Consider the following 13,164-nt stretch of genomic DNA (forward strand, 5'->3'; position numbering starts at 1 on the left):
GACGTGCGCGGTTTCTCATGCCAGCCGCATGATAGCCCGCTCCGGCGCCGGGTTGGCACCCCCTGCAAGCCGGGTCGGGCGGGCTTCACCCGGCCGTGGCCTGGCGTCAGTCCGCGGCGGTCGAAACCGGCGTGCCGGACGGCGCCGTGCCGCCCAGCGCGCGCGTCAGCGAGCGCGCCGCCTGCAGCACATCGGCGCGGAAACCGTCGCGGTAGCGGGCCGCCGGGCAAGTCAGCGTGAGCGCGCCGGCCAGTACGCCGCCCGGGCCGAACACCGGCGCGGACACCCCGGCAAGATCCGGGCTGCGGTCGCCGACCAGCGCGGCCACGCCGTCTTGCCGGATCTGGTCATAGAGTGCGCCGGGCTCGCCGGCGAAGGCGCGCAGCACGCGCGCGCCGGCGCCGCGGTCGCGCGGCAGCAGTTCGCCCGCGCGCACGTGGTCGCGCACCGGCTGGGGCGAATCGACGCGGTACAGGCACAGCCGGTGCTCGCCCTGTTCGACATGGAAGGCCGCGCTCTCGCGCGTGGCGTTGACCAGTTCGCGCAGCGCCGGCATCACCACTGCTTCCAGCGAGAATGACGCCGCATAGACCGCATGCAGCCGCGCCACCTCCGGCCCCAGCCCGTAGCGACCGTCGGCATGGCGCTGCACCAGCCCGGCGTGCTCGAGCGATGCCAGCAGCCGCAGCAGCGTGCTTTTGTACAGGCCGCTGCGCTGCGCCAGTTCGACCAGCGCCAGCGCGCCATCGCCCAGGCGGAACACCGACAGCACGAACAGCGCCCGGTCCACGGCGATGGCGCCGCCGGCGGCGGCGTGCTTGTCGGCTTCGGAAACCTGTGCGGCTTTGCGTGGCATGGCGGGCGGCGAATAAGGCTGGAACGGCCTTGGGTCAAAACGATGCGCCACCGTATAGAACGCTCCGGGGCTTGTCAATGCGCGCGCCTGGCGGCCGACCCGTTCCGGACTTTGCCGTATGCGCGCGTGCCCGGTGGCGTTTTTCTGCAACACCCGCGCGCCAGTCACGGGCACCTACGCGCCCGCGCGCATGCGCCTTGTCCGCCCCCTGGATCAACATATGCGACATATCGCGCACCGGGCGCTTAGCCTATTCGCCACTCCTGGCTTTGCAAGCGGAATCAGCAGGCAAATCCACGCGGCTTTCGGTTCAGCGGCGGCTGCACCGGATGGATAGAATCATGCGTTGCTCAACTCCGCGCCATCCTGCTGTTTCCGCCGCAATGTCTCATCCCCGTGCTATCCCCGACCTTGGTATGACCGTTCCCGCACTCTCGCTTGGTGCCATCCTGGACGACCTGCGCAGCACGCCGCGGCCGCTGACGTCCGCGGAATATGCATACCTGGCCCAGCTGCGGCAACGCATCGTCACCGGCGACGCAGACCTGTGGACCACGCTGGAATCCGCCGGCGTGCCGTGCGGCGAACGCCGCCTGTCGCCGGACGTGGTGCTGGCGCTGACCGCGATCGGCCAGTTGCCGATGCACTGACTGCGTACTTGCCGCGCAGGTGCCGCGCAGGTGCCGCGCATCTGCCGCGGACCTCGCCGGAAGATTCCGCGCTGCATTTCTGAATCCGGCTGCCCACCAGCCCCGCGCCGCCCCGCTACGATCGATCCACTTCGATCCGCCGGGGACCCGTATCAGCGCGCGAGCGCGAAACCGCCCCCCGGCCATGACATGGGCATGGCTTACCGATTCATCAACCGGCGCGTCTCTTTTCTTTCCTTGCGTGTTTTTGTCGCGCTGATGCAGCATCGCGACGCCAGCCGCGCCGCGCAGGCGCTAGGCATCCAGCCGCAACGGCTCCATTACCAGATCCGCCAGCTCGAGGCCGCGCTCGGCATGGCGCTGTTCGAGCCGTGCAGCGCGGCCTGGCAGCCGACGGCCGCCGGCTTCAATGCCTTGCCCAAGGTCCGCGCCATGCTGGAGATCTGGGAGCAGGTGCAGGCCAGCACCCGCGCGCGGCGGGGAATCGAGGCCGAGCTGAAGCGGGAGCGCTGCGCGGTGCGCGTCGGCGCGGCGTTCTGGGTGCGGCAGGCCACCATGTAGGCTCAGGCGAGCCGTTCGCAGTGATAGGCCTCGGTGCGGTACGGGAAGGCGACCTCGGTGCGGGCCGACAGCGCCGGATGCCGGTCGATGAGCGCCTCCAGCCGCGCACGCACGCGCGCCTGCTCCGGCGCGGGCAGCGACGCGATAAAGCTGACCGACATGACGCGGTCCACGATTACCTGCTGTGGCGGTCCGACATGCGCGTAGGGCAGGCTTTGCAGCACCAGCGGACCGAAACCCTCGGCGGGAAACACCCGCTTCCAATCGCCCTTGTAGAAGCGCGGGGCGTCGCCCTCGTACGGCGCCATGACGGCAGTCAGCTGCGCCACCCAGTCCACGCTTTCATCGCGGACATTCCATACCAGTCCGAGCCGGCCGCCGGGGCGCAGCACGCGGCGGATCTGCGCCAGCGCCTGCGCGCTGGCGAACCAGTGGAAAGCCTGCGCGCAGACCACGGCGTCGACGCTGGCGTCTGCCAGCGGGATCGCCTCGGCGCTGCCTTCCAGTGCTTGCACCGGCGCCAGCGCGGCCGCAAGTTGCGCACGCATCTGCGCCACCGGCTCCACCGCGATCACCGTGGCGCCGGTCTGCACCAGCCGGCGCGTGAATTTCCCCGTGCCCGCGCCGAGGTCGAGCACCACGCGGCCGGCCGCTAAGCCAAGCGCGCCGCGCAGCCAGGCGTCGATTTCTGCGGGATAGTCCGGACGTCCGCGCGCGTAGGTATCGGCCTGGCTGGCGAATCCCTGGGCGGCGGCTTGGTGGATGGTGGTCATGGGCTGGCTCCGGTTCGTTACCGGTGCCGTAGCCTACGCCCTCGCGCGCCATCGGACAAGGCTATTGCTGCATGCCCCAGCGCCGCACCGTCAGCCGCTCCAGCGTGGTGAACACCAGTCCCTCGACCAGCAGCCCGATCAGGATCACCGCGGCCAGCCCGGCGAACACGCGGTCGGTATAGAGCTCATTGCGGTTCTGGAAGATGAACCAGCCCAGACCGCCCTGCCCCGACGACGCGCCGAACACCAGTTCGGCGGCGATCAGCGTGCGCCAGGCAAAGGCCCAGCCGATCTTCAGGCCGGACAGGATCGCCGGCAGCGCCGCCGGCACCAGCACCAGCGCGACATAGCGCAGCCCGCGCAGGCCGTAGTTGCGCCCGGCCATGCGCAGCGTCGGCGGCACCGCGCGGAAGCCCGCGTACATGTTCAGCGCCAGCGGCCACAGTACCGAATGGATCAGCACGAACACCAGGCTGCCGGTGCCGAGGCCGAACCACAGCAGCGCCAGCGGCAGCAGTGCAATCGCCGGCAACGGGTTGAACATGGCGGTGAGCGTGTCCAGCACGTCGCGCCCGAAGCGCGTCGATACCGCCAGCGAGGTCAGCACGAACGCCAGCACGATCCCGGCCGCATAGCCGCGCAGCAGCACCGACAGCGAGATCGCCGCCTTGCCCGGCAGTTCGCCGCTGGCCACCGCCGCGCCAAACGCGCGCAGCGTGGCCAGGCAGGAAGGCAGCAGCAGGTCGTTGTCCTGGATGCGCGCCACCGCTTCCCAGATCAGTCCCAGCGCCAGCAGGATCAGCGCCTTGCGCAGCCAGTCTTGCTGCCACGCGCGCTGGTGCCACGGCAGCGCGCGCGCCAGCGGGGCTTCGGTGAAGGGTTCGGGCTCGCGCTCGTATTCGGGCCGCAGCGGGTCGGCCAGGGTCAGGGTGGGTTGCGTCATGATGCAGGGTCGGTTTCAACGCGCCGCGGCGCTGCGCGCCTGCGGCAAGGTCACGGTGTCCGGCGCGTCGAACAGCAGGCCATGGATGCGCTGCGCCGCGGCCTGGAATTCCGAGCCGCCCTGGCTGGCCAGGCTGAACTGGTGGCTGTTGAGCTCCGCGCGCACGCGGCCGGGATGCGGCGACAGCAGCAGGATGCGCGTGCCCACCACCAGCGCCTCTTCGATCGAATGGGTGACGAACAGCAGCGTCAGCGCGGCGTCATCGCACAGCGCCAGCAGTTCTTCCTGCATGCGCCGGCGCGTCAGCGCGTCCAGCGCGGCAAAGGGCTCGTCCATCAGCAGCACCTTGGGCCGCATCGCCAGCGCGCGCGCAATGGCCACACGCTGCTTCATGCCGCCGGACAAGGTATGCGGATAGGCGTCGGCAAAGTCGGCCAGGCCCACCTTGCGCAGGCTGTCCAGCGCCAGCTCGCGCGCCTCGGCGCGCGCGAGGCCGCGCGCGTGCCGCAGCGGGAATATCACGTTCTGCAGCACCGTCTTCCAGGGCGGCAGCTGGTCGAACTCCTGGAACACCACGATGCGGTCCGGGCCAGGCTGCTGCACGCGCCGGCCTTCGAGCCGGATCTCGCCCTCGCTGGGCGCGACGAACCCCGCCACCGCCTTCAGCAGCGTCGACTTGCCGCAGCCGGACGGGCCCAGCAGCACGAAGCGGTCGCCCGCGTGCACGTCGAAGCTGACGCGATGCGTGGCGCGCACGATGCGCTCGGGGGTGCGGTATTCCAGCGACACGCCGTCCACCTGCAGCAGCGGCGCGGCGCGGTCCGAGACCACGCGCAGGTTGTGTGTAGCCATGCTCAGCTCCCTTGCGCGGTCACCGGGTCCGCGAAGAAATAGTCCTGCCACGACTTCGGCTGGTTGCGGATCGCGCCGACGCGATGCATGAACGAGGCCAGCGCAAAGGTGTTCTGCGGCGCCACGCGGAACTGCACCTGCGGGTTCTTCAGCACGCGCAGCAGCAGCGCGCGGTCGGTGCGGGCCTTGCTCTGGCGCAGGTAGATGTCGGCGGCGGCTTCGGGATTGGCGGTGGCAAAGGCGGCGGCCTCTGCCAGCGCATCGACGAAGGCGCGATAGGTCTTGGGGTTGTCGTTGCGGAACTTCTCGGTCGCGTACAGCACCGTGGAAGAGCTTGGGCCGCCCAGCACGTCATACGAGTTCAGCACGATGCGCGCGTTGGGGTTGCCCGCCAGTTCCTGCTCCTGGAACGGCGGATTGCCGAAGTGGCCGGTGATCTCGGTGCCGCCGGAAATGATCGCCGCGGCGGCGTCCGGGTGCGGCACCGCAACGGTCCACTTGTCGAGGCGGTTGTATTCCTTGTCGCCCCATTGCCTGGCCGCAGCCAGCTGCAGCACGCGCGACTGCACCGACACGCCCACCGCCGGCAGCGCGATGCGGTCCTTCTCGGTGAAATCGGCAATCGACTTCACCTTGGGGTTGTTGCTCACCAGGTAGTACGGGAAGTTGCCCAGCGACGCCACGCCGCGCACGTTCTGCTTGCCGTGGGTGCGGTCCCACAGCGTCAGCAGCGGGCCCACGCCGGCGCCGGCGATATCGATGGCACCGGACAGCAGCGCGTCATTGACCGCGGCGCCGCCCGACAGTTGCGTCCATTCGACCTTGATGTCGACGCCCTGCTGCTTGCCGTGCTTCTCGATCAGCTGCTGGTCGCGCGCCACGTTGAGCAGCAGGTAGACCACGCCGAACTGCTCCGCAATTCGCAGCTTGGAGGTAGGCAGCTTGCCTTCGGCGTGCGCGGTGCCGGTGATGGCCAGGCCGGCGCACAGCGCCAGCAGGCCGAGCTTGCGGGAAAAACGAGTGAACATGATCAGGACTCCAGGGAATACGGTGGATTGGCGCCCGCCGCTGCGAGCGCCCTGGGATGACCTGCGATACCGCTGCCGCCTTCAGCGCGGCACGTCGCCTTCGATGGTGGTGCGGTACATCACGCGCCGCTGTTCCGGCGGACAGCCCGCGGCAAGATGCAGCAGCGAGCGGTTGTCCCAGAACACCAGGTCATGTGGCTGCCACTGGTGGCGGTAGATGTGGGCGGGCTTGACGCTGTGCGCGAACAACTGCTCCAGCAGGTCGCGGCTTTCCTGTTCGGGCAGGCCGACGATGCGGGTGGTGAAGTGCTCGCTGACAAAGAGCGCCTTGCGCCCCGTTTCCGGATGGGTGCGCACCACCGGCTGCAGCACCGGCCTGACCTGCGCGATCTGCTCCGGCGTCAGGTTGGGCCGCCACGGGCTGCGCTGCTGCAGCTCGGCGTAACGCGCCAGGTAGGTGTGCTCGGCCTGCAGGCCATCGACGGCGCGTTGCAGCGCCGCCGGCAGCGTTTCCCAGGCCAGGTGCATGTTGGCGAACAGCGTGTCGCCGCCTTCGGCGGGCAGCTCGCGCGCATGCAGCAGCGAACCGAGGCTGGGCTTTTCCTTGTACGACAGGTCCGAATGCCAGAAGTGGCCGGCATCGCCCAGCCCGATCGGCTTGCCGTTCTCGACCACGTTGGACACCACCAGCACTTCCGGATGGCCCGGCAACTGGAACTGGTGCAGCACGTGGATCTGCAGCGGGCCGAAGCGGCGGCTGAAATCGATCTGCTGCGCAGGCGTGATCTGCTGGTCGCGGAACACCACCACGTGGTAGTCGAGGTGGGCGCGATGGATGCGCGCAAGATCCGCGTCGGACAGCGGCTGCGACAAGTCGAGCCCGATCACTTCCGCGCCCAGCGGCGCGTCCAGCGGACGGATCTCGAAGTTGCCCGCGTTTGCGGAAACGGTGGAAAGCGGCGCGCTCTGCTGGCGCGAAACACTGGCGTGGGCGGTTGCGGTCGTCATGGCAAGCTCTGGCATACGGGGGAACCGATGCGGCATCCGGGATGCCGCGTACAAGCTTGCACTGTAGAGAGCCGGCCATTGCACGGTCAACGAATCATATCGCTGGCCCTTATCCGCTTATCGCATATCCATGTCTCGACATTGGCGGGCGATCAGGGCTTGCCTGGGCAACCGCTGCGGCACGGCACGTTGGCAGTATCCGGGCGCGCGTCGGCGACAAAGCCATCGCGGTTCGGCATCTTCACCTGCGGCAGCGTGCGCGCGTCAAGCACCGCCTCTGCGGGCAGGATGCCGTTCTTGTGCAGCAGCCACGCGGTGACGGCATAGACCTCGTCCGGTGCCAGGCTCTGCGGCGCGTTGTAGGGCATGGCACGGTTGATGAAGTCGAATACCGTGGTCGCGTAGGGCCAGAAGCTGCCGATGGTCTTGACCGGATCCTTCCCCTGGCGGCGTCCTTCAGCGTGCCCTGCCCGCCCACCAGCGCATCGGCCGGCTTGCCTTCGCCATTGACGCCGTGGCATGCGGCACAGTGCTGCGCATAGACCTGCTGGCCACGCGCGACCGTGCCGCTGCCCGGCGGCAGGCCCGTGCCGTCCGGGATCACGTCGATATTCCACGCGGCAAGGTCGCGCTCGCTGGCGGGACGGCCTATGCCATAGGTCTGCGCAACGGCCGTTTGCGCGGTGCAGGCCAGCGCGAGGACCGCGACGGTACCGCTGAATCGTTCAAGCGCGCGCATTGGCAATGCTCCCGTCCGCGGCCACGCGCCAGCGCTGGATCGCGTTGTAGTGATAGGTGGAAGCCACGCCGCGCGCGGCCACGAGCTGGTCCGGCGTGGGCTGGACGTTGCCGGCTTCGTCGATGGCGCGGCTCTCCAGCGAAGCCGGCCCGCCATCCCAGCGCCACGGCAGGCGGAAACGCACCAGCGCGCGGTCCAGCACCGGCTCCTGCAGCTGCGCCTCGCGCCAGCTGCGGCCGCCATCGACCGACACCTCGACGCGGCGGATGCGCCCGTGGCCCGACCACGCCAGGCCCGAGATCTCATAAAATCCGCGCTCACGCAGTTCGTGGTCCGGCGCGGGGAAGGTGATCACGGACTTCACGTCCATCAGGAAGGTGAACTGCCGCGCGCTGCCGTCGGGCAAGGAGTCCGTGTACTTCGACGTCTCTTCGCGCGACATGAACGGCGCGCGCCCCAGCTTCAGGCGCCGCAGCCACTTGATGGACATGTTGCCCTCATAGCCCGGCAGGAACAGCCGCAGCGGATAGCCATGCTCGGGCCGCAGCATCTCGCCGTTCTGCGCATAGACCAGCAATGCGTCTTCCAGCGCCTTGGCCAGCGGCACGCTGCGCGTCATGGCTGCGCCGTCGGCGCCTTCGGCCAGCACCCACGCAGCTTCCGGCGCCACGCCGACTTCGTCGAGTACCACGGACAACGGCACGCCGGTCCACTCGCAGCAAGACAGCAGGCCGTGGCTGATCTGCACGGACCTGGCGCCGGGCGCCTTCCACTCGCGTCCGGTGTTGCCCGAGCACTCCAGGAAATGGATGCGCGATACCGACGGCAGGCGCACCAGGTCGTCCATGGTGAAGATGCGCGGGCGCGCCACCAGCCCGTGCACCGCCAGCCGGTGCTGCGCCGGGTCGATCAGCGGGATGCCGGCGTGATGGCGCTCGAACACCAGCCCGGTCGGCGTGATGATGCCGCGCAGGTCCTGCAGCGGCGTCATCGACGAGTTGGCGCCGGGCAGCGGCGCCGCGCTGCGGCTGCGCCGCACCACGTCTTTCTCGAACGGGGACGGCTGGCCGTAGGCATGCCACAGCACGGGCTCGCCCGGCGTGCGCGTCCACGGCGCAACCGTCAGCGGTTCAGCGCGCGCCGCGGTGGCGGCGCCGGCCGCGGCGGCGCCCAGCACCGCCCCGCGCTGCAGGAAGCGCCGGCGGCCGGAAGTCGGGTCATTGTTCATCGTGAGGGCGGGGTCAGTCTGGTAGCGATCAAAATGCGCAGACTGTAGGACAGCACCGGCACTCGGCCAACGAAGAAGAATGCATGCCGATATGCCAGCGCCGCGCTGCGCGCCATATGCGCGGGGGCGATAACCAATGCCGCCGCTCGCGGTCGGGGCATGACCGCTGCGCTGCGGCACCGCGCATATCCAAATGCAATAAGTTTCCTTGCCTCGCGCGAGCGCCGTCGGCAACCATAGCGGCCACGCCGCAGGGGCGTGCACGGGCTGGCTGGTACCATCGCACGGCCTGGTGCGCCCGCGCGGCGCCCCGCTCGGCATGACCGGCGCCATGGCAGGCACTGCCCTGTCGCGGCGGTCCGGCACCCAACAGCGAGACGAAGAGAGAACAAGATGAGACTCGAAACCCTGGCCGTCCATGGCGGCTATTCGCCCGATCCCACCACGCGCGCGGTGGCCGTGCCCATTTACCAGACCGTGGCCTACGCCTTCGACAACGCGCAGCATGGCGCGGACCTGTTCGACCTGAAGGTGGCCGGCAATATCTACAGCCGCATCATGAACCCGACCAACGACGTGCTCGAGCAGCGCCTGGCCGCGCTCGAGGGCGGCGTCGGTGCGCTGGCGCTGGCGTCCGGCATGGCGGCGATCACCTATGCGATCCAGACCATTGCCGAGGCCGGCGACAACATCGTCTCGTCCAGCCAGCTGTACGGCGGCACCTACAACCTGCTGGCGCACACGCTGCCGCAGTCCGGCATCGAGACCCGCTTTGCCGACGGCCGCAATCCTGCCAGCTTCGGCGACCTGATCGACGCGCGCACCAAGGCGGTGTTCGTCGAGTCGGTGGGCAACCCGCTCGGCAACGTGGTCGACATCGCCGCGATCGCGCGCGTCGCGCACAACCACGGCGTGCCGCTGATCGTCGATAACACGGTGCCGTCGCCCTACCTGTGCCGGCCGTTCGAGCATGGCGCGGATATCGTCGTGCATTCGCTGACCAAATATCTGGGCGGCCATGGCAACAGCGTCGGCGGCGCCATCGTCGACAGCGGCAAGTTCCCGTGGGCACAGCACAAGGAGCGCTTCCGCCGCCTGAACGAGCCCGACGTGTCGTACCACGGCGTGGTCTATACGGAAGCGCTGGGGCCGGCCGCCTATATCGGCCGCGCGCGGGTGGTGCCGCTGCGCAATACCGGCGCGGCGCTGTCGCCGTTCAACGCGTTCCTGATCCTGCAGGGCATCGAAACGCTGGCGCTGCGGCTGGACCGCATCACCGACAACGCGCTGGCGATCGCGCGCCACCTGCGGCAGCACGCCAAGGTGGCGTGGGTCAACTTTGCCGGCCTGCCCGACCATGCCGACCACGCGCTGGTGCAGCAATACCTGGGCGGCCGCGGCCCCGGCATCCTGTCGTTCGGGCTGAAGCAGGGCGGCCGCGAAGGCGGCGCGCGCTTCCTCGATGCGCTGCAGCTGTTTACGCGGCTGGTCAATATCGGCGATGCCAAGTCGCTGGCGACCCACCCTGCGTCGACCACGCACCGCCAGCTCAATGCCGCAGAACTGCAGGCGGCCGGCGTCAGCGAGGACATGGTGCGCCTGTCGATCGGCATCGAGCATATCGACGACCTGATCGAAGACCTGGACCGCGCCCTGGCAGCCGCCTGACCCCCGCCATCCCGCCTGTGTTCTCCCCTCTCCCGCCTGCGGGAGAGGGGCCGGGGGAGAGGGCCAGCGCTCGCACCAGCCGACCACCTCACCCCACGCCTATCCCCCGCCACGCTTCCCCCGCGCCTCCAGCACAAAATACCCGATCGCGCCGATCATCAACGGAATCAGATAATACAGCGCGCGGTAAGCGATCAGCGCCGCGAGCAGCAGCCCGTGCGGCACCTGGTCGCCCAGCATCGTCAGGAACACGGTCTCGATCACGCCGAGGCCGCCGGGAATGCGCACCACCACGCCCGCCAGTCCCGAAGCCAGCAGCACGCCAAGCACGGTGAAGTACGTCGCATGCGTATGCAGCAGCGCATACAGGATCGCACCCATCGCCATCCAGTGCGCCGCCGACAATACGCACTGCAACGCCGCGAAGCGCATCGACGGCACATAGATGTCGTGGTCGCGCACGGTGCGGTGGCGGCCGTGCCAGAGCGCGCACGCGGCCAGGTAGCCGACGGGCACCGCCAGCATCAGCGTGCCCAGCAGCCGCGTCAGCGTTGAAGGAATGCCCCACTCCGGCGGCAGCACCACCAGTTCGCCGGCCAGGATGGCGCCTGCCAGCACGGCATAGCCGAGCCAGTTGGTCGTGACCACCACCACGAACAGGCTCCAGATCTGCGGCGCGCTCAGCCCCGCGCGCGAATACAGCCGGTAGCGCACGCCCGCGCCGCCCAGCGTGGCGCCCAGGTTGAGACTGAGCGTGTAGCTGACATAGGAGATCGCCATCACCCGGCGCAGCGGCAGCGGGTGCCCGGCATAGCGGCAGCCGAGCACGTCGAACTGGCTGTACAGCAGCCCGCTCAGCGCGACGAAGCCGGCCGCCGGCAGCAGCTTGCGCGCGTTGAAGCCGCGCAGCGCGGCCAGCACCGCGTCCCAGTCGATGGTGCCCAGCTTGCGGGCGATCAGCGCCAGCACGGCGGCAATGAAGAGGATGCCGATGGCGCGGCGCCAGGCCGGCCAGTGCGCATGCTGGCGGATCGCCGACAGGGCCTCGGCGCCCGTCATTCCGCGCCTCCGCGCAGCACCACCACGCGCCGCGCTTTGCGCCGCCCATTGCGCCGCCCGCCCGGCATCGGCTGCACCAGCCGCGGCGCATGCGCCGGCAGCCAGCCGGCCCAGGCGGGGAAGCGGCGCAGGAAGTGGAACATCAGCGTCGCGCCCAGCGCGTCGAGGCGGCTGCGTGGAGACTTCAATCCCGGCGGCACGGCGCGGCAGCGCGCGCCGATCAGCGCTTCAAGCCGGCCGCGCAGGTGGCGGGCAAAGGCTTCGTCGCTGATCACGAGATTGGCCTCGAGGTTCAGCGACAGGCTCAGCGGGTCCAGGTTGCTGGAGCCGACCGTGGCCCAGCTGTCGTCCACCACCGCGACCTTGCCGTGGAAGGGCCGCTCGACGTACTCCAGGATCTGCACGCCGGCGTCCTGCAGGTGCGCGTAGAGCAGGCCGCCGGCGCGCGCCACCCACGGCATGTCGGGCTTGCCCTGCAACAGCAGCCGCACCCGCACGCCGCGCGCGGCGGCTTCGCACAGCGCATGCAGCAGCCGGTAGCCCGGCAGGAAGTAGGCGTTGGCGATGATGACCTCGCTGCGCGCCGCGCGGATCGCGTCCAGGTAGGCGAATTCGATGTCGTTGCGGTGGCGGTGGTTGTCGCGCGTGACCAGGCTGGCGCGTGGCGCGGGCATGCGCGGCTGCGGTCCCTCGCGTGCGGCCGGCGCCGCGGGCAGGGGCGGCGGCAGGCATGCGCCGGGCATCGCGCGCACCAGGAAGTCGTGCACCTGGCGTGCAAACGGGCCGCGGATTTCCACCGCATAGTCCTGCTTGGCCAGCGGACCGAACTGGTACAGGTGCTCCGCCGAGAAATTGAGGCCGCCGACGAACGCCACTTCGGCATCGATGGCGACCAGCTTGCGGTGCATGCGGCGGAAGATGTGCGTGCGCACGCCGAACAGCCGCGGCCGCGGCGAGAATGTGCAGAACTGCACGCCTGCATCGACCAGCCCGGTGATGAAGGCCGGCGACAGGTCATGCGAGCCGAAGCCATCCACCGTCAGCGCCACGCGCACGCCGCGGCGCGCGGCCGCCACCAGCGCCGCTTGCAATTTGTGGCCTACCTCGTCTTCAAACAGGATAAAAGTTTCCAGCAGTACGCTTGCGCGTGCGCGCGCAATGGCGTCGAACACGCACGGAAAATACTCCTCGCCGTTCTCCAGCAGGCGGAAGTGGTCGGAAGCGGGCGGCAGCGGTGTCATGGCCGGCAAATCGCCGCAAACACCATGCCAGCGAAATCCCCACGCCGACCGCCCTAAGCTCCGCGACGGCCGCGCCGCCAGCGCGCCATCATCGCGGCGGCCAGCGCCCCGGCGACCAGGCCGGCAACGAAGATCGCCACCGCCATGCCGCCCCACGGTCCCGCGGCAGCGTCATCGGCGCTGCCGCGCACGAGCGGCGCGAGCGACTGCCAGTCGGCGGCAGTGAACTGCGTCATCGCGGGCGCGCCATCCAGGCCATACACGCAGACCTCGCCGCCCGGCAGCTTGCAGAAGCGCTCGGGCGGACAACTGCGCAGGATGGCCTGCGTCTCGCCCTCGCCGCAGCGGGCACCGGCGCTGCGCAGCACCTGGATGGTGACGTCGGGATGCTTGGTCAGTTGTTCGGGCATGGCGGCCTCCCATGGCAGGCAAGCGGGTGCGGTTCCTACAGCGTAGGCCTTATTCCGCGCAGGCATATCACCATGCGTAATCGCTCGTTCGTTCCCTGGCTGCTTTTCCCTACAATGGGCCGATGCCGCGGCGCGACGCCGCCGGCAA

Annotated in this window: 13 protein-coding genes and 1 pseudogene; 3 read left to right on the forward strand and 11 right to left on the reverse strand. The window is 69.5% G+C overall.

What is annotated here, in order from left to right:
- Positions 1 to 106: 106 nt before the first annotated feature.
- A complete protein-coding gene (locus CBM2594_RS23715) occupies positions 107 to 856 on the reverse strand; it encodes a helix-turn-helix domain-containing protein (RefSeq protein WP_116359228.1) in 750 nt (249 codons plus the stop codon).
- A 416-nt stretch (positions 857 to 1,272) separates the two neighbouring features.
- Here CBM2594_RS23715 and CBM2594_RS23720 point away from each other — a divergent pair, with 416 nt between their 5' ends.
- Positions 1,273 to 1,506: an IclR family transcriptional regulator gene (locus CBM2594_RS23720; protein ID WP_232346728.1), complete on the forward strand. Its 234-nt coding sequence runs from the start codon at positions 1,273 to 1,275 to the stop codon at positions 1,504 to 1,506.
- 195 nt (positions 1,507 to 1,701) lie between these two features.
- Positions 1,702 to 2,067: a helix-turn-helix domain-containing protein gene (locus CBM2594_RS23725; RefSeq protein WP_116359752.1), complete on the forward strand. Its 366-nt coding sequence runs from the start codon at positions 1,702 to 1,704 to the stop codon at positions 2,065 to 2,067.
- Between the two features lie 2 nt (positions 2,068 to 2,069).
- Here CBM2594_RS23725 and CBM2594_RS23730 read toward each other — a convergent pair whose 3' ends face one another.
- The 7 genes and pseudogenes from CBM2594_RS23730 to soxC form a co-directional block, all read right to left on the reverse strand.
- A complete protein-coding gene (locus CBM2594_RS23730) occupies positions 2,070 to 2,840 on the reverse strand; it encodes a class I SAM-dependent methyltransferase (RefSeq protein ID WP_116359230.1) in 771 nt (256 codons plus the stop codon).
- 61 nt (positions 2,841 to 2,901) lie between these two features.
- Complete coding sequence (locus CBM2594_RS23735) at positions 2,902 to 3,783, reverse strand: ABC transporter permease (protein ID WP_116359231.1); 882 nt, start codon at positions 3,781 to 3,783, stop codon at positions 2,902 to 2,904.
- 15 nt (positions 3,784 to 3,798) lie between these two features.
- Positions 3,799 to 4,635, reverse strand: a complete 837-nt coding sequence (locus CBM2594_RS23740; RefSeq protein ID WP_116359232.1) for an ABC transporter ATP-binding protein — start codon at positions 4,633 to 4,635, stop codon at positions 3,799 to 3,801.
- 2 nt (positions 4,636 to 4,637) lie between these two features.
- Entirely contained in the window at positions 4,638 to 5,663 is a 1,026-nt protein-coding gene (locus tag CBM2594_RS23745; protein ID WP_116359233.1) for an ABC transporter substrate-binding protein, read from the reverse strand.
- A gap of 81 nt (positions 5,664 to 5,744) precedes the next feature.
- Positions 5,745 to 6,671 carry a TauD/TfdA dioxygenase family protein gene (locus CBM2594_RS23750; RefSeq protein WP_174080099.1) on the reverse strand — a complete coding sequence of 309 codons (927 nt, stop codon included), beginning with the start codon at positions 6,669 to 6,671 and terminating at the stop codon, positions 5,745 to 5,747.
- Positions 6,672 to 6,823: 152 nt separating this feature from the next.
- Positions 6,824 to 7,410, reverse strand: a pseudogene (locus tag CBM2594_RS23755) (c-type cytochrome).
- A complete protein-coding gene (soxC, locus tag CBM2594_RS23760; protein ID WP_116359235.1) occupies positions 7,397 to 8,638 on the reverse strand; it encodes a sulfite dehydrogenase in 1,242 nt (413 codons plus the stop codon). The pseudogene CBM2594_RS23755 and the gene soxC overlap by 14 nt, the downstream one beginning before the upstream one ends.
- A gap of 393 nt (positions 8,639 to 9,031) precedes the next feature.
- Between soxC and CBM2594_RS23765 the strand changes: the two genes are divergently transcribed.
- Positions 9,032 to 10,306: an O-acetylhomoserine aminocarboxypropyltransferase/cysteine synthase family protein gene (locus CBM2594_RS23765; protein ID WP_116359236.1), complete on the forward strand. Its 1,275-nt coding sequence runs from the start codon at positions 9,032 to 9,034 to the stop codon at positions 10,304 to 10,306.
- Positions 10,307 to 10,405: 99 nt separating this feature from the next.
- Here the strand turns inward: CBM2594_RS23765 and CBM2594_RS23770 are convergent, their stop codons facing one another.
- Genes CBM2594_RS23770 through CBM2594_RS23780 form a run of 3 tightly spaced genes read right to left on the reverse strand, consistent with a single transcriptional unit; the run spans position 10,406 to position 13,016 of the window.
- Positions 10,406 to 11,365, reverse strand: a complete 960-nt coding sequence (locus tag CBM2594_RS23770) for a lysylphosphatidylglycerol synthase domain-containing protein (protein WP_116359237.1) — start codon at positions 11,363 to 11,365, stop codon at positions 10,406 to 10,408.
- A complete protein-coding gene (gene clsB / locus CBM2594_RS23775) occupies positions 11,362 to 12,606 on the reverse strand; it encodes a cardiolipin synthase ClsB (RefSeq protein WP_116359238.1) in 1,245 nt (414 codons plus the stop codon). The genes CBM2594_RS23770 and clsB overlap by 4 nt, the downstream gene beginning before the upstream one ends.
- A gap of 53 nt (positions 12,607 to 12,659) precedes the next feature.
- Complete coding sequence (locus CBM2594_RS23780; RefSeq protein WP_116359239.1) at positions 12,660 to 13,016, reverse strand: hypothetical protein; 357 nt, start codon at positions 13,014 to 13,016, stop codon at positions 12,660 to 12,662.
- Between the last annotated feature and the right edge of the window lie 148 nt (positions 13,017 to 13,164).

The sequence above is a fragment of the Cupriavidus taiwanensis genome, assembly GCF_900249755.1.
GTDB lineage: Bacteria > Pseudomonadota > Gammaproteobacteria > Burkholderiales > Burkholderiaceae > Cupriavidus > Cupriavidus taiwanensis_D.

Bases quoted from the DNA above. Each gene is read 5' to 3' on its own strand.
- CBM2594_RS23715 (WP_116359228.1), bottom strand. From the start codon at position 856: ATGCCACGCAAAGCCGCACAGGTTTCCGAAGCCGACAAGCACGCCGCC.
- CBM2594_RS23720 (WP_232346728.1), top strand. From the start codon at position 1,273: ATGACCGTTCCCGCACTCTCGCTTGGTGCCATCCTGGACGACCTGCGC.
- CBM2594_RS23725 (WP_116359752.1), top strand. From the start codon at position 1,702: ATGGCTTACCGATTCATCAACCGGCGCGTCTCTTTTCTTTCCTTGCGT.
- CBM2594_RS23730 (WP_116359230.1), bottom strand. From the start codon at position 2,840: ATGACCACCATCCACCAAGCCGCCGCCCAGGGATTCGCCAGCCAGGCC.
- CBM2594_RS23735 (WP_116359231.1), bottom strand. From the start codon at position 3,783: ATGACGCAACCCACCCTGACCCTGGCCGACCCGCTGCGGCCCGAATAC.
- CBM2594_RS23740 (WP_116359232.1), bottom strand. From the start codon at position 4,635: ATGGCTACACACAACCTGCGCGTGGTCTCGGACCGCGCCGCGCCGCTG.
- CBM2594_RS23745 (WP_116359233.1), bottom strand. From the start codon at position 5,663: ATGTTCACTCGTTTTTCCCGCAAGCTCGGCCTGCTGGCGCTGTGCGCC.
- CBM2594_RS23750 (WP_174080099.1), bottom strand. From the start codon at position 6,671: ATGACGACCGCAACCGCCCACGCCAGTGTTTCGCGCCAGCAGAGCGCG.
- soxC (WP_116359235.1), bottom strand. From the start codon at position 8,638: ATGAACAATGACCCGACTTCCGGCCGCCGGCGCTTCCTGCAGCGCGGG.
- CBM2594_RS23765 (WP_116359236.1), top strand. From the start codon at position 9,032: ATGAGACTCGAAACCCTGGCCGTCCATGGCGGCTATTCGCCCGATCCC.
- CBM2594_RS23770 (WP_116359237.1), bottom strand. From the start codon at position 11,365: ATGACGGGCGCCGAGGCCCTGTCGGCGATCCGCCAGCATGCGCACTGG.
- clsB (WP_116359238.1), bottom strand. From the start codon at position 12,606: ATGACACCGCTGCCGCCCGCTTCCGACCACTTCCGCCTGCTGGAGAAC.
- CBM2594_RS23780 (WP_116359239.1), bottom strand. From the start codon at position 13,016: ATGCCCGAACAACTGACCAAGCATCCCGACGTCACCATCCAGGTGCTG.